Below are 15725 nucleotides of genomic sequence, written 5' to 3'. Positions count from 1 at the left end.
GTTATCGCGAGCAGGCTCGCTCCCACAGCACACCGCTTGTTCCTTTGGCCGTATTTGGCTTGCAGAGGTCTTGGTTGATCCACGACACTGTCGCACTTGCGTGAAGCTTTCATGTCGTTGGGAGATGCCGTCATGGCGCACGAGCTCTACACCCGCACCAACCAGAAAATCTATTTCGCCGGCTTGTCCCTTGAAGCGCTTGCCAGGGCAGAGGATGGGCGCGCAATCAATTCCCCGGCGTTGCTTCAGGCCGGGCGCGAGTCCGCATTATTTCATCTGTATGGGGCGTTATTGGGGTTGTGCCATGAAATTGCAGGCTTCTATCGACTGCCGCAGGCTAATGCCTCGCGGGCAGAGTTGCTGCTGACTCGGGAAGTGCTGCAAGACATTGCCATTCCTGAACTGGCCGAGATGATCGAGCTGGCTCAAAACCCGGAAACCTGGCTGGCCAAGTTGCTGGCGGCGCACGGGGCGCTGTTCCAGCCTCCACGGGCCCCGCGCAAGCCCAAGGGCGACGTGACCCAGCCGTTGATCATGGCGGTCAACCTAGACGAACAGGAGCCCGAGGAGGAGCTGAGTCGGGAGGAGCTGGAGAGCTGGCGCCAGAACCTCAAGAGCCTGGCGATTCGCTTCCGTGAAAGCTTGAACGAATGCTGAATACCGCTTGCGGCCGTCACGTTCACCGACAGCGCTTGGTCAAGATCCTGAGCGAAGCCTGGCCGATGACTATATAATCCTCGCCTTTCGTGGAGAACAGACTTTTATGCCTACGTCCTTTCTAGAAATTGTCGAACTTCCTGATGGCCGCATCGAGCTGCGCAGGGCTGAGGACGAGGGTTCCCTGGTTACCCTGAGTTTCTCCGAAGATGCCAAGGCGTTCCTGCAAGGCCAGCATGTCGAGGTCGCCAAGGCGATGTTAAGCGTGGGTGTCCAGATGGCAGGCCGCCTGGTTGAAGGCGAATTCAACAAGGAAGAAGGACCACGGGTTCTTCATTGATCCCGTCTGTCGGTTTTTTTGATAAATATTGCTTTCGGTCGGCTTCTCAATCCTCGAGAAGCCCGCGCTTGTCTCAGCCCAAACGAATATTCAAGCTTTGTGCGTCCCCGGTGCGGGCGGCGCTGATCAGCTGTTGCCGCGCTGTCGCGCTTAACGGGTTGAGCCAGCTGACCACCGTATGGCTGCGGCCCAGGCGCAACGCTTCGCACGTCAATTGATGAGCGCTCTGGGTGCCCCGTGGTTGCAGCAGCAGGATGCGTTCGCGATTAAGGCCCGCGTCCCGCAGCCAAGCCTGGGTAACGCTGGCCGGAGGCGCGATCAGCGTCAGCCAGCGAGCGTCCTGGTCCTGGCTCAGTTCTCGTAGGATCGGTGCCAGCAGATTCAGGCAGTTCCCGGCCGCACCACGCAGCGACAATTCACTGAAGGCCTCGGGCTCAACGCCCCAAGGGGACTCGATCACGTCCTTCAGGACTGGAGCCAAAGGCTGGGCCATGAATGCCTCGAACAGCGGGAGTTGCGTGTGCTGTGGTGTGAGAGGGAAATGCATAAAGCCTCCTTTTAGCGGCGAATGACGCCGACGCTCAAGCCTTCGATGACGAGGTCCTGTTCTTTCAGGTTCACTTCGATGGGGGCGAATTCGGGGTTTTCGGCGATCAGCCAGACCTTGCTGCCATCGCGCTTGAAACGTTTGACGGTGACTTCGTCACCGATACGCGCCACGACGATCTGGCCATTACGGGCTTCACGGGTGGTGTGAACAGCCAGCAGGTCGCCATCGAAGATGCCGATGTCCTTCATGCTCATGCCGTGGACGCGAAGGAGGTAGTCTGCTCGTGGATGGAAAAACGAAGGATTGATATTGCAGGATTCTTCAACATGCTGTTGGGCAAGAATCGGCGCTCCAGCCGCCACGCGGCCGATGATCGGCAGGGTGGTTTCGTCGGCTTTGGCTTCGAAGCCCGGGATGCGAATGCCGCGGGAGGCCCCCGGCGTCATTTCGATTGCGCCCTTGCGAGCGAGTGCCTTGAGGTGTTCTTCAGCCGCGTTGGGCGACTTGAAACCCAGTTCCTGAGCGATTTCCGCGCGGGTCGGTGGATAGCCGTTGTCTTCCAGGCAGCGTTTGATGAAGGCCAGAATCTCGGCTTGGCGTGGCGTCAGCTTTAGCATATTGATCGCTCTGTCTTTTTATACAGTGACTGGGATTATATACAGTGAGCGTCGCTTGGCAATCCTCCTTTTTTTGCGGGCCGCTGGACGGTCGATCGTACGGTTGCTTGCTGCATGGCTACAGCCCGTCGAAGGTGTGGTTAAATAGCTGACCGGTCGTTCGCAAAACGTCCCGCCAGGCTTGACAACCCCAGGGCTCGAAACGTATGTTTCAAACAAGTGTTTGTCAGGCGGAGTAGTCATGGCCCAGTCGGAAACCGTTGAACGTATTCTCGATGCTGCCGAGCAGTTGTTCGCGGAAAAAGGTTTCGCCGAAACCTCGTTGCGTCTGATTACCAGCAAGGCCGGGGTTAATCTGGCGGCGGTGAACTATCATTTCGGCTCGAAAAAAGCGCTGATCCAGGCGGTCTTTTCGCGATTCCTCGGACCTTTCTGCCTCAGCCTCGACCGCGAGCTGGAGCGTCGCCAGGCCAAGCCCGACGTCAAGCCTACCCTCGAAGAGCTACTGGAAATGCTGGTCGAGCAGGCGCTTGCCGTGCAGCCCCGCAGCGGTAATGATCTTTCCATTTTCATGCGCCTGCTGGGTCTGGCTTTCAGCCAGAGCCAGGGCCACCTGCGGCGTTACCTTGAAGACATGTACGGCAAGGTATTCCGTCGCTATATGTTGCTGGTCAACGAAGCGGCGCCGCGTATCCCGCCGATCGAGCTGTTCTGGCGCGTGCACTTCATGCTCGGCGCCGCCGCGTTCAGTATGTCCGGCATCAAGGCGTTGAGGGCGATCGCTGAAACCGATTTCGGCGTAAACACCTCGATTGAGCAGGTGATGCGCCTGATGGTGCCGTTCCTGGCCGCTGGCATGCGTGCCGAAAGTGGTGTCACCGACGATGCCATGGCCGCCGCACAGTTGCGCCCGCGCAGCAAAACGGCCCCGGCGCTCGCCAAGGCCTGAGGGTGGGCGTGACGGCCTACATCCGCTAAGCTAGCCGCCCATGCCCACTTTCTTCCGAATCCACTCCATCCCTCATTGCACGACCGCGACAGCCGTCAGTCCGGTCCGTGCAACCGTGGTCGCGTGGGTTCATCGTTATTAAGGAAATGCTATGACTGCTGGCCTGCAAGGCTCGTTGATGGTGGACGTCGCCGGTACCTGGCTGACGGCCGAAGATCGCCACCTGTTGCGTCAGCCGGAAGTGGGCGGCCTGATCATTTTCGCTCGCAATATCGAGCATCCGCGGCAAGTGCGCGAATTGAGCGCGTCGATCCGCGCCATTCGTCCCGACCTTTTGCTGGCGGTCGACCAGGAGGGCGGACGTGTCCAGCGCTTGCGCCAAGGGTTTGTCCGCTTGCCGGCCATGCGGGCTATTGCTGACAATCCGAATGCCGAGTACCTGGCCGAGCAGTGCGGCTGGATCATGGCGACCGAGGTGCTGGCCGTTGGTCTCGACTTGAGTTTTGCCCCGGTGCTGGACCTCGATTATCAGCGCAGTGCAGTGGTGGGCAGCCGTGCCTTCGAAAGTGATCCGCAACGCGCCGCGTTGTTGGCTGGCGCGTTCATTCGCGGGATGAACGGGGCTGGCATGGCGGCGACCGGCAAGCATTTTCCTGGTCATGGCTGGGCAGAGGCCGACTCCCATGTGGCTATTCCCAACGACGAGCGCAGCCTCGAACAGATTCGCGCCAATGACCTGGTGCCCTTCGCCAGGTTGAGCAAGCAGTTGGCTGCGGTGATGCCTGCCCATGTCATTTATCCGCAGGTAGATACGAATCCGGCGGGATTTTCCCGGCGTTGGTTGCAGGACATCCTGCGGGGCGAATTGCAATTCGACGGCGTGATCTTCAGTGACGACCTGTCGATGGCCGGCGCCCATGTGGTCGGCGATGCCGCCAGTCGTATCGAGGCTGCGTTGTCGGCTGGTTGCGACATGGGCCTGGTCTGCAACGACCGTGCTGCCGCGGAGTTGGCCTTGAGCGCTGCCCAGCGTCTGAAGGTCAAGCCGTCGGCCCGGATCGCACGAATGCGCGGCCAGGCGTTCGCCACCACCGAGTACCGCCAGGATCCGCGCTGGCTAAAGGCCGTCGGTGCGTTGAAAGCTGCGCAGTTGATCGATTAGGGCGCTGTTCGATGGCTGTTGCACAAGCAGGCCGCGAGTGCCGATAACGGACTGACTGGCGATCCAGGAGGGCGCGGACCCTGTCAGCGCTTTTCCAGCTTGTCCGGCAGGGGCGCAAACAGTGCTTCGATATCATCGCTCTGCAACTGCCAATCGCCTGTCACGCGGCCGTCCAGTACGCCGGCCGCCAGGTCGGATTTCTCCTTTTGCAGTAGCTGGATCTTCTCTTCCACCGTGCCTCGGGCAATCAGTTTGTAGACGAACACTGGTTTTTCCTGACCGATGCGATAGGCGCGGTCGGTTGCCTGGTTTTCGGTGGCGGGGTTCCACCATGGGTCGTAGTGAATCACGGTATCGGCTTCAGTCAGGTTCAACCCCACGCCTCCTGCTTTCAGACTGATCAGGAAGATCTGGCGCTTGCCATTCTGGAACTCTTTGACGGGCGTGCGGCGATCCCGGGTCTGGCCGGTCAGGATGGCGTAGTCGACACTGCGTTTTTTCAGTTCATCCTCGATCAGCGACAACATCGAGGTGAACTGGGAAAACAGCAGGACCCTACGACCTTCTTCAAACAGTTCTTCGAGCATTTCCATCAGGCTGTCGAGTTTGCCCGAGGTGCTGCCCCGGACAGGCAACGCAGCATCATTGATCAGGCGCAAGTCGCAACAGACCTGGCGAAGCTTGAGCAAGGCCTCGAGGATGATGATCTGGCTACGGGCGACGCCTTTGCGGGTGATTTCATCGCGAACTTTCTTGTCCATGGCCAGGCGCATGGTTTCGTAGACATCTCGCTGCGCATCGCTGAGTTCAACCCAGTGGACGATCTCGGTCTTGGGCGGTAATTCCGTCGCCACTTGCTCTTTCGTCCTGCGCAGCAAAAAGGGTTTTACCCGACCATTGAGGTGCTTGAGTCTTGCATCGCTGCCGCGCTTCTCAATCGGCACGCGGTAATCGCGGTTGAAGCTTTTAACGTCTCCAAGCCAACCCGGCAGCAAGAAGTGAAACAACGACCACAATTCGCCCAGATGATTCTCCAGCGGCGTGCCGGACAGGCACAGGCGCTGTCGGGCGTCGAGTTCCCGTGCGGCCTGGGCGGCTTTGCTGGTGGGGTTCTTGATGTACTGAGCTTCATCGAGGATCAATACATGCAGGGGCTGGTTTTTCAGGCGCTCCACATCCTTGGGCAACAGCGCGTATGTCGTCAGTACCAGATCGTAATCGGCCAGCCGGTCAAAATACTTCTTGCGCCCGGCGCCATACAGCGCGAGCACCTTCAGTTGCGGTGTGAAGTGAGCAGCCTCGTCGAGCCAGTTGGGAATCAGGCTGGTGGGCATCACTACCATGCAAGGCCGGTCGAGGCGGCCGGCGTTTTTTTCGCTGAGAATATGCGCCAGGGTTTGTAGGGTCTTGCCCAGGCCCATGTCATCCGCAAGGATGCCGCCGACCTCCAGCTGTCGCAGCGATTGCATCCAGCTCAAGCCTTCGAGCTGGTAGGGCCGCAGTGTCGCGTTAAGGCCCTCTGGCGCTGTCGCGGTGTAGTCCTTGATGTCCCGCAGGCGTTGGGCCAGGCTGCGAATGTGCTCGCCACCTTCCCAGCGCAGAGGCAGGTCCTGCAGCGGGTTGAGGCGCAGGGCGTCCGCGGTGTTCAGACGCAGCTTGGTGGTGCCGGGTTCCTGCAGATAGAACTCGCCCAGAGTCGCCAGTACCGGTTTCAACCGACCATAGGGCAGGGCCACCTGTTGCGGACCGAACTCCGAATTCGGGCGGTTCGGCAAGTTGACCAGGATGAGTTCGTCATCGCGACGCCTTGCCAGGCGTTCCGGGTTGAACAGTTCGATGTGCGAGCGCATCAGGTTCAACAGGATTGGCAGCAGGCTCAGTCGTTCGCCGTTGACGATGATTCCCAGCTCCAGGTCGAACCAGTCTCGCTCTGGTGTCTCCTCGACGGTGGCATACCAGTCATCCACGGCGGTCAGGTCGAAGCCGAAATCCTCGTCAATCTGCAATTCCCAGCCCTGGCCTCGCAGTTTTGGCAGGTCATTGAGGGTGAAGGTCAGCCAGGCGCTGTCGTTGACCATTTCATACAGCTCGCCGGCACTTTCCGGCAGGGCCTTGCTTTGTCTGGTCGCGATCTTGAAGCCGAGAATTCGCAGTTGTTCGCGGTAGGACTGTTCCACCTCGGTGTGGCGTTTTATCCGTAGCGTCTGGGTTTCCTGGCGAATCAGCACATCCGTGTTGCGCTGGCCGCTGACGTATTCGTCCAGATAGTTGAACGAAAGGGCGGCGCGGTGCTGGATGTAGCGTTGCATTTTGCCGTTGCGTGGCTCGAAGGCGCTGAACTCGATGCTGGCCAGCCATAAGCGCGGGACGGGTTGAACGTTGTCCACCAGCACCTGCGGAGGAGCCTTGGGGCTGCGGTTGTCCAGCACCGCCTGGAGTTTCTCCAGCAACTGTGCGTCTTTTTCGGCAGCCGGGTAGGCCAGGGTTTCCTGGACTTGCAGCAACACCGCGGCGCAGTGCTTGCAGTTGATGCGCACCGGGCAGGAACAGGCGGCTTCAAGCAACAGGAGCGTGCCCTTGGCTGACTCTTTCAGGCGAATGGTCTGACGGTAAACGCTGCCGCCGGAACCTTCGCAACTGGCGGTGATAATGCTTTCGCCGGTCTCGACGATCCTGACGCGGTTTTCCTGCGCGTAGCGGCGCCCACGCTCCAGGCTCTGTTCCTTGAATCGATTGACCCAGGAAGGTGCCAACGGTTTGCTCAGGGGCGAGGGCATAGGCGCGCCGATCAGTCCGGAATGACGTCAGGTGCCTGCCGTGGAGCGGGCGCGGTGAGCGAGGTGATCTTGATCAGCAAGGCAAGATGACCATTGTCCAGGTAGTTGAGCTGGCCATTCTTGGTGTGGCTTTTCTGTTTCAGGCGTTCGCTGGCGGTGACCAGGCCATTGCCGTCGATCTGGTTGACCCAGAAGTCGGCGTCTACATCGGTGAAGCGACCCAGCTTCAATTCCAATGTGCCTTCGATGGGGAACTGACCGAACTGTTCGGCGCCGTCGCTGATGGCGATCTTGTTGCCTTGTTCACCGAGGGTCTGTTGCCAGGCTTTGTGCATCAATACCGTGTACTGGCCGCTGGTGTTGAGTTTTTCCACGATGTTGCCCATAGCCGGCGTGCGCTGGCTATCGGCGGCCAGGCGTTGGGCGCCGGCATCCCAGTCTTCCGGCGCGGCTCGGCTGATAATCGCCGGCTCGGCATTCTGGCGTACCAGAATCATTTCAACCTGATACAGGTCGTCGGCAAATGCCAGGGGGGCGACCAGGGTCATCAACAAGGTCAGTGAGCGAAACAGGCGCATTGGGCGTCCTTCAAGCAGTGGTCGGAGTGAGGCGCTCGAACAGCGCTTCTACGGTATTGAAACGCTCTTCCGGGCGTTCCATCGGCACCATGAATTTGAACATCGTGGCGCCTTCGAATTTGTAACGCTTGGGCTGGCCCTGGATCAGCTTGATCAGTACCAGCGGATCGACCGGTGTCTGGGCTTCGAATTCGATACGACCGCCATTGGGCCCGCCGTCGACTTTCTTGATGCCCAGTTGCTCGGCCTTGAGCTTGAGCAGCGTGGTGCGCACCAGGTTCTTGGTCGGCTCCGGCAACAGGCCGAAACGGTCGATCATCTCCACCTGCAAGTCTTTGAGGCCTTCCTCATCGGTGGCCGAAGCGATGCGTTTGTAGAGGATCAGTCGCGCGTGGACATCCGGCAGGTAATCTTCCGGAATCAGCGCCGGCACTCGCAGGTTGATTTCCGGCCCGCCGCCCAGAGGCTGGTCGAGGTTCGGCTGTTCGCCCTTGCGGATCGACTTGACGGCACGTTCGAGCATTTCCATGTACAAGGTAAAGCCGACGGCCTGGATCTGGCCACTCTGACCATCGCCCAGCAATTCGCCGGCGCCGCGGATTTCCAGGTCGTTGGTGGCCAGCACGAAGCCCGCACCCAGGTCCTGGGTATTGGCGATAGCTTCCAGGCGTTTCTCCGCATCCGGGGTGATCTGCTGCCGAGGTGGCGTCAGCAGGTAGGCATAGGCCTGGTGGTGGCTGCGTCCGACCCGACCGCGCAATTGATGCAACTGGGCCAGACCGAACTTGTCGGCGCGCTCGATGATGATGGTGTTGGCGCTGGGCACGTCGATGCCGGTCTCGATGATGGTCGAGGCGATCAGCACGTTGAAGCGCTTGTGGTAGAAGTCGCTCATCACCTGTTCGAGTTCGCGCTCGCGCATCTGTCCGTGGCCGATGCCGATCCGTGCTTCCGGTACCAGCTCAGCCAGGTCGGCGGCGCATTTCTCGATGGTCTTGACGTCGTTATGCAGGTAGTAGACCTGGCCGCCGCGCAGCAGCTCCCGCAGCAAGGCTTCCTTGACCGTGCTTTTGTTCTGCTCCATGACGAAGGTGCGCACAGACAGCCGACGGGCTGGCGGCGTGGCGATGATCGACAGGTCGCGCATGCCCGACACGGCCATGTTCAACGTGCGAGGGATCGGCGTGGCGGTCAGGGTGAGGATGTCGACCTCGCTGCGCAGGGCTTTGAGCTGTTCTTTCTGGCGTACGCCGAAGCGGTGCTCTTCATCGATGATCACCAGCCCGAGGTTTTTGATCTTTACGTCGTCCTGCAGCAATTTATGCGTGCCGATGACGATGTCGATCTTGCCTTCGGCCAGGTCCTGCACCGCAGCGTTCACTTCCTTGGCGGACTTGAAGCGGCTCATCACTTCTACGGTCACCGGCCAGTCGGCGAAGCGGTCGCGGAAACTGTTGTAGTGCTGTTGGGCGAGCAGGGTGGTTGGCACCAGGATCGCCACCTGCTTGCCGCTGTGCACCGCAATGAACGCGGCGCGCATCGCCACTTCGGTCTTGCCGAAGCCCACATCACCGCACACCAGCCGGTCCATCGGCTTGGGCGCGAGCATGTCGGCGCGCACGGCTTCGATGGTGGTCTGCTGGTCGACGGTTTCTTCGAACGGGAAACCGGCGCTGAAGGTTTCGTAGTCGGCCTTCGGATCGGTGAAGGCAAAACCTTCGCGTGCGGCCCGGCGGGCATAGATGTCCAGCAGCTCGGCGGCGACGTCACGCACTTGTTCGGCGGCCTTGCGCTTGGCTTTCTGCCAGGTTTCCGAGCCCAGGCGGTGCAGCGGCGCCAGTGCGTCGTCGCTGCCGGTGTAGCGGGCGATCAGGTGCAGGTTCGCCACCGGCACGTAGAGCTTGGCGCCTTCGGCATACTCCAGGGCCAGAAATTCGGCCGTCTGGTTGTCCACTTCCAGCGTCGCCAGGCCCAGGTAGCGGCCCACACCGTGGTCGATGTGCACCACCGGTGCGCCTTCGCGCAGCTCGGTGAGGTTCTTGATGACGGCTTCATTGCTGGCGTCGGCGCGTTTTTCGCGGCGACGGCGTTGCATCACGCGTTGCCCGAACAATGGGCTTTCGGCGACCAGTGCCAGCGCCGGATCGTCGAGCACCAGGCCTTCGTCCAGCGGGGCGATGGTGATGGCCAGGCGATCCTTGCCGGCGACGAAGTCCGGCCAGCTGTCCACGGTCTTCGGTCGCAGCTTCAGGCGTTCGAGCAGTTCCAGCAGCACTTCGCGACGCCCGGCGGACTCGGCGGTGAACAGCACACGTCCGGGGAATTCGTCGAGAAAGCCCGCCAGCGCCCACAGCGGTTGCGGGGCCTTGGCTTCGATCGCCAGGTCCGGCAGGGGCTTGGCGGGGAAGCGTTCGCGGCCGGCGCCGCTTTCCACGTCCTGCTGGCTCGCCACTACCCGTGGCCAGCTCTTGAGGCGGGCAAAACAGTCTTCCACTGGCAGGAACAGCTCGGCCGGTGGCAGCAGGGGGCGAGAAGGGTCGACACGTCGTTCTTCGTAGCGGTTGCGTACGTCGTTCCAAAAGTTTTCCGCCGCCTGTTCGATGCCCGGCAAGGAGAAGACCTGGGTGTCCTGGGGCAGGTAATCGAACAGGGTGGAGGTTTCTTCGAAGAACAGCGGCAGGTAATACTCGATACCGGCCGGGGTAATCCCGCTGCTCAGGTCCTGGAAGATCGGGCAACGACGGAAATCCACGTCGAAACGCTCGCGAAAGCGTGCCTTGAAGCGGGTCACCGCTTCTTTCTGCAGCGGGAACTCCTTGGCCGGCAGCAGGCGGACAGATTGCACTTTGTCGATGGAGCGTTGGTTTTCCGGGTCGAACGTGCGCAGTGTCTCGATTTCGTCATCGAACAGGTCGATGCGGTAAGGCAGCTTGCTACCCATCGGGAACAGGTCGATCAACGCCCCGCGTACCGCAAACTCGCCGTGCTCGTACACCGTATCGACGCAACGATAGCCACTGGCTTCCAGACGACTACGCATCTGCTCGACGTCGAGCTTCTGGCCGATGTCCAGCACCAGGCTGCTGCCGAGCAGGAACTGCGTCGGTGCCAGGCGATGTAGGGCCGTGGTGATTGGCACTACCAAAACGCCATGACTGAGCTCCGGCAGTCGATACAGGCTGGCGATCCGCTGGGAAACAATGTCCTGGTGCGGGGAGAACAGGTCGTAGGGCAGGGTTTCCCAATCCGGAAAATGCAGCACCGGCAAATCCGGGGCGAAGAAACTCAGCGCCTGTTCCAGCCGCTCGGCGCTCTGGCTGTCGGCGGTCAACAACAGGGTGAAGCGCTTGGCAGCGCTGGCGGCCTCGGCGATGGCCAGGCTCAGGGCGGCACCGGGCAGATTGCCCCAGTGCTGTTTACCTGCGGTGGCAGGGAGATGCGGGAGACGCAGAACGGGCACGGAAGGTTGAGCTCCAAGCGTTGCGACAAAGTCGACAATTGTAGCGGGGTAAAGGGGCGGCTGTCAGTCGCAGACTACCCCGGCAGAGGGGAAAGCCACGGCGCGACAGGCGCGCATTGCTCCGCAGTGGAGTCGGCGGCATAATGTAGCCCCTTTTTTCAGCCCCTACATGTGGAAGGTTCCCGTGACTCAGAAGCCCGACCAGTGTCTTGGTGAATGGATCGATCGTGAAGCACTCGCCGAAGCGATGATCCCTCTCATCGGTCAGCTCTACCGCAATAACAACGTGGTGAGCTCGATCTATGGCCGCAGCCTGATCAACCAGTCTGTCATCGCGATTCTCAAGGCTCACCGCTTTGCTCGCCACCGTCAGTCCGACGACAGCGAATTGTCCGTGCACGAAACTTTCCCACTGCTCAAAGCCATGAGCGAGCTCAAGCTCGGCGCCGCTTCGGTGGACCTGGGCAAGCTGGCCGTCAAGTTCAAGGCACAGGGCAATGGTCGCACCGCCGAGCAATTCGTTCGCGAAGAGCTGGCCGATGTCGTCGGTCAACAGAACGCATCGGCCCGTAAAGGCACCGACGTAGTGCTGTACGGTTTCGGTCGGATCGGTCGCTTGCTTGCACGCATCCTGATCGAGAAGACCGGTGGCGGCGACGGCCTGCGCCTGCGGGCCATCGTAGTGCGCAAGGGCGCCGAAAACGACCTGACCAAGCGTGCCAGCCTGCTGCGCCGCGATTCGGTCCACGGTTCGTTCAACGGCACCATCATCATCGATGAAGAAAACAACACCATCTGCGCCAACGGTAACCTGATCCAGGTGATCTACGCGAAGAACCCGACCGAGGTGGACTACACCCAGTACGGCATCAAGGACGCTCTGCTGGTGGATAACACCGGCGTATGGCGTGATGCCGACGGTCTGGGCCAGCACCTGGCGTGCCCGGGTATCGACCGCGTCGTGCTGACCGCGCCCGGCAAGGGCAAGCTGAAGAACATCGTTCACGGCATCAACCACGGCGAAATCACCGCTGACGACAAGATCGTTTCCGCTGCCTCCTGCACCACCAACGCCATCGTGCCGGTGCTCAAGGCTGTTAACGACAAGTTTGGCATCGTCAACGGTCACGTCGAAACGGTTCACTCGTACACCAACGACCAGAACCTGATCGACAACTTCCACAAGGGCGATCGCCGTGGCCGCAGCGCCGCGTTGAACATGGTCATCACCGAGACCGGTGCCGCCACCGCCGCTGCCAAGGCCCTGCCTGAACTGGCCGGCAAGCTGACCGGTAACGCGATCCGTGTACCGACGCCGAACGTGTCGATGGCTATTCTCAACCTGAACCTGGAGAAAGCCACCAGCCGCGAAGAGATGAACGAGTACCTGCGCTACGTGGCGCTGCACTCGGAACTGCACAAGCAGATCGACTTCGTTAACTCGCAGGAAGTGGTGTCTACCGACTTCGTTGGCTCGCGCCACGCCGGTGTGGTCGACGCTGAAGCCACCATCTGCAACGACAACCGCGTTGTCCTATATGTGTGGTACGACAACGAGTTCGGTTACAGCTGCCAGGTGGTTCGCGTGATGGAAGACATGGCCGGTGTGAACCCGCCAGCGTTTCCGCGCTAAGCGTTAGCTGCTCATGAAAACGCCCCGACTTGTCGGGGCGTTTTTGTGTCTGGGCTTTATGTCCTGCGCAAGGCCTCTTCACAAGTCTGCTCGCGACAGGACTTATCTGGCGCCGCCCGCCACCGAAGCCTGTGCAGTGCGCAACTCATGACGATTGCCTCTGAACAGCACCAGGGTAGCCACCAACCCCAACACCGCCGCGCCACTGAGCCATATGCCGGGCGCTGCCTTGTTCCCCAGCTCATGGATCAGATAAGTACAGGCCGCCGGGGTAAAGCCGCCGAAAGTGGCGGTGGCAAGGCTGTAGGCCAGGGAAAAGCCGGTGGTGCGCACCTCAACCGGCATGATTTCCGTCAAGGCCACCACCATGGCGCCGTTGTAGGATCCGTACAGAAACGAAAACCACAGTTCGACCATCAGCAGGTGGCTGAAGCTAGGGTTCGTCACCAGCCATGACAGCGCTGGATATGCCGTTAGGATCGCCAGGATTGTCGCTCCCAGCAGCAAGGGCTTGCGTCCGATCTTGTCGGAAAACGCACCCATCACCGGTAACCAGAAGAAGTTCGACAGGCCGATGCATACCGTGACCAGCAAGGCATCCAGATCCGACAGGTTCAATTCGGCCTTGCCGAAGGTCGGGGTATAGGCGGTGATCAGGTAGAACGACACCGTGGTCATGACCACCATCGCCATGCCGGCCAGGACGATGCCGAAGTTCTGACCGATGGAGCGGATGATTTCCGACAGGGTAGGGCGGTGTTTTCTTGCTTGGAATTCAGGCGTCTCCTCCAGAGAGCGACGGATCACGAAAATGGCCGGCACGATCATGCAGCCCACCAGGAAAGGTACGCGCCAACCCCATTCGCCCATCTCCTGAGGGCTCAGCCAATGATTGAGGCCAACCCCCAGCAGTCCGGCGAATACCACGGCAGCCTGCTGGCTGGCGGATTGCCAACTGACGAAGAAGCCCTTACGGCCCGGCGTGGAAATTTCCGCCAGGTACACCGAGACGCCGCCCAGCTCGACACCGGCGGAGAAGCCTTGCAGCAAGCGGCCCAGCAGCACCAGCAGCGGCGCCACCACCCCCAGGGTGGCATAGCCCGGCACGCAGGCGATCAGCAGGGTGCCGGCGGCCATCATTGCCAGAGTGATGATCAGGCCCTTGCGACGACCGTGGCGGTCAATATAGGCGCCCAGGAAGATCGCCCCCAGGGGGCGCATCAGGAACCCGGCACCAAAGGTGGCCAGGGACAGCATCAGCGAGGCGAAGGCACTGTCGGTGGGAAAGAACGTCTTGGCGATGGCCGTGGCATAAAAGCCGTAGACCATGAAATCGAACATCTCCAGGAAGTTGCCGCTGACAACGCGAAAGATCGCCTTGCCATTGCTTGTGTTGGAGGGCATTTGGAGTACTCACTCTGTAAACCTTATGTGGAAGCGCGGCACCCTGATGTGGGAGCGCAGGGTCGCTCTAACACCCATAATGGCGGGCTCGGTTTTGAGGGGGGATGAAGATTTGTTAACTGGACGATGGGGGCTGCTTGTGATGCTGGTCGGTGTGTTGTCCGGCTGCGGCAATGGTGACACCCTCGAACGTTTCGATGGCCCGACCATGGGCAGCCGTTATTCCATCCAGTACGTCAGGCATTCCGCCACGCCGCGTCCGAAAGCGGTACAAGCCGAGGTGGAAAACATTCTCGCCGAAGTGGACAGGCAGTTCTCGACCTATCGAAGCGATTCGGACATCGAGCGTTTCAATGCGCTGCCGGCAGATGCATGCCAGGTCATGCCTGGCCCGGTCCTTGAACTGGTCCGGGTGGGCGAGCAATTGTCCTTGCAGAGCGATGGCGCCTTCGATCTGACGGTGGAGCCCTTGCTGAATCTGTGGGGCTTCGGTCCGCAGTCCCGAGAGGAGAACGTGCCGAGTGCAGCAGCGCTGGCGTCGGCACGGCAGCGCGTCGGTCACGCTCATTTGCGCATCGATGGCGACCGGCTGTGCAAGGATGCCGCGGTGGAAGTCGACTTCAACAGCATCGCCGCCGGCTACGCCGTCGACCGGATCGCCGCGAGGCTTCAGGCGTCGGGCATCGACAGTTACCTGGCCGAAGTCACCGGCGAGCTGAAGGCCGTCGGACGCAAGCCTGACGGCTCGGCCTGGCGAGTGGCCCTGGAAGAGCCCCGTGATGACCGGCAAGTGGCCGAGCGTGTGATAGTGGTGGATGGCTACGGGGTTTCAACTTCCGGCGACTACCGCCGATACTTCGAGCGGGACGGAGTGCGGTACTCCCACACCTTCGATGCGCGTACCGGTGCTCCGGTCCTACATAAGCTGGCGTCAGTCACGGTGATTCATCCTTCGGCGTTGATGGCCGATGGACTATCGACGCTGTTGCTGATTCTCGGTCCCGAACGGGGTTGGGACTATGCCGAGAAGCATGGCATCGGGGTATTTTTCGTGATGCGTGACGGCGGGCGTTTTGTCACGCGCACCAATGATGCGTTTGAACGGATCAGCAGCGGAAAAAACCAATGATGACAGCGCTGTGAAAGCTTACCTGTGGCGAAATAGCGCAGGCAAAGGGGGCGTTCTCAATTAGTTTCCCCTCCGCGCCGGGCCTGCTGTTGTGCAGGGCAAGGCGCGAGAAGCGTGGTTTGGTTATTCCAAATAAGCTTCGAGCAACGCGGCCCTGCACAACAGCAGGCCCGGCCCTCCGGGTTTTGCCTTAAAGCGGGCCAGGCTGCGTTGCAGGCCTTGGAAAGGGAGTACCATTCCCAGCGGCCTGCGCCTTGCCTGGCCCGCTTTAAGGCACAACGCGGTGGGGAAGCTAATTGAGAACGCCCCCTAGCCTCTGACGCGACCAAGGGGTAATGTGCGCGGCGTTGAAGCTTCTATAGACTGCGGCCGGATCCGTGAACCGGCTCAAAATTGTTCCTTCATGTCGCAACCCGACGTGATTTAGCCGTCGGTACCATACCGGGTACCGCGGCCTGTTCTGAGGAGT

General features: G+C 60.6%; 12 protein-coding genes. 6 read left to right on the top strand and 6 right to left on the bottom strand.

Annotation, left to right across the window (positions count from 1 at the left end; all coding sequences use genetic code 11):
- Window positions 1–132: 132 nt before the first annotated feature.
- Window positions 133–657 (top strand): DUF6586 family protein, encoded by a 525-nt coding sequence (locus tag LCU97_RS01075; protein WP_053158895.1) that lies wholly within the window; start codon window positions 133–135, stop codon window positions 655–657.
- Window positions 658–763: 106 nt separating this feature from the next.
- Window positions 764–997, top strand: coding sequence for a hypothetical protein (locus tag LCU97_RS01070; protein WP_053158690.1), 234 nt, complete (start codon window positions 764–766; stop codon window positions 995–997).
- 73 nt (window positions 998–1070) lie between these two features.
- Here the strand turns inward: LCU97_RS01070 and sulA are convergent, their stop codons facing one another.
- Window positions 1071–1544 carry an SOS-induced cell division inhibitor SulA gene (sulA, locus tag LCU97_RS01065; RefSeq protein WP_053158686.1) on the bottom strand — a complete coding sequence of 158 codons (474 nt, stop codon included), beginning with the start codon at window positions 1542–1544 and terminating at the stop codon, window positions 1071–1073.
- Window positions 1545–1555: 11 nt separating this feature from the next.
- Window positions 1556–2164 (bottom strand): transcriptional repressor LexA, encoded by a 609-nt coding sequence (gene lexA / locus LCU97_RS01060; protein WP_053158679.1) that lies wholly within the window; start codon window positions 2162–2164, stop codon window positions 1556–1558.
- Window positions 2165–2405: 241 nt separating this feature from the next.
- Here lexA and LCU97_RS01055 point away from each other — a divergent pair, with 241 nt between their 5' ends.
- Window positions 2406–3113 (top strand): TetR/AcrR family transcriptional regulator, encoded by a 708-nt coding sequence (locus LCU97_RS01055; RefSeq protein ID WP_053158676.1) that lies wholly within the window; start codon window positions 2406–2408, stop codon window positions 3111–3113.
- Window positions 3114–3276: 163 nt separating this feature from the next.
- Window positions 3277–4275: a beta-N-acetylhexosaminidase gene (nagZ, locus tag LCU97_RS01050; RefSeq protein ID WP_232775562.1), complete on the top strand. Its 999-nt coding sequence runs from the start codon at window positions 3277–3279 to the stop codon at window positions 4273–4275.
- A gap of 83 nt (window positions 4276–4358) precedes the next feature.
- Here the strand turns inward: nagZ and LCU97_RS01045 are convergent, their stop codons facing one another.
- The 3 genes from LCU97_RS01045 to mfd are packed head-to-tail and all read right to left on the bottom strand — an operon-like array spanning window position 4359 to window position 11090.
- On the bottom strand, window positions 4359–7052 hold the full coding sequence (locus LCU97_RS01045; protein ID WP_053158671.1) for a DEAD/DEAH box helicase: 2694 nt from the start codon (window positions 7050–7052) through the stop codon (window positions 4359–4361).
- Window positions 7053–7063: 11 nt separating this feature from the next.
- Window positions 7064–7630, bottom strand: coding sequence for a CsiV family protein (locus LCU97_RS01040; RefSeq protein ID WP_053158668.1), 567 nt, complete (start codon window positions 7628–7630; stop codon window positions 7064–7066).
- A gap of 10 nt (window positions 7631–7640) precedes the next feature.
- A complete protein-coding gene (gene mfd / locus LCU97_RS01035) occupies window positions 7641–11090 on the bottom strand; it encodes a transcription-repair coupling factor (RefSeq protein WP_053158665.1) in 3450 nt (1149 codons plus the stop codon).
- Window positions 11091–11259: 169 nt separating this feature from the next.
- On the opposite strand from mfd, the gene LCU97_RS01030 reads away from it, so the two are divergent.
- Complete coding sequence (locus LCU97_RS01030; protein WP_053158662.1) at window positions 11260–12723, top strand: glyceraldehyde-3-phosphate dehydrogenase; 1464 nt, start codon at window positions 11260–11262, stop codon at window positions 12721–12723.
- A 102-nt stretch (window positions 12724–12825) separates the two neighbouring features.
- On the opposite strand, the gene tcuC is transcribed toward LCU97_RS01030, so the two are convergent.
- Entirely contained in the window at window positions 12826–14127 is a 1302-nt protein-coding gene (tcuC, locus tag LCU97_RS01025) for an MFS transporter (protein WP_053158659.1), read from the bottom strand.
- A 142-nt stretch (window positions 14128–14269) separates the two neighbouring features.
- On the opposite strand from tcuC, the gene LCU97_RS01020 reads away from it, so the two are divergent.
- The gene (locus LCU97_RS01020; protein ID WP_232775561.1) at window positions 14270–15256 is read left to right on the top strand and encodes an FAD:protein FMN transferase; all 987 of its coding nucleotides are present in this window, start codon (window positions 14270–14272) and stop codon (window positions 15254–15256) included.
- Window positions 15257–15725: the final 469 nt, after the last annotated feature.

It is taken from the genome of Pseudomonas uvaldensis (genome assembly GCF_021271205.1).
GTDB lineage: Bacteria > Pseudomonadota > Gammaproteobacteria > Pseudomonadales > Pseudomonadaceae > Aquipseudomonas > Aquipseudomonas uvaldensis.
The sequence above is the reverse complement of the archived record's forward strand: the minus strand, read 5'-3'. Positions and strand labels throughout refer to the sequence as shown.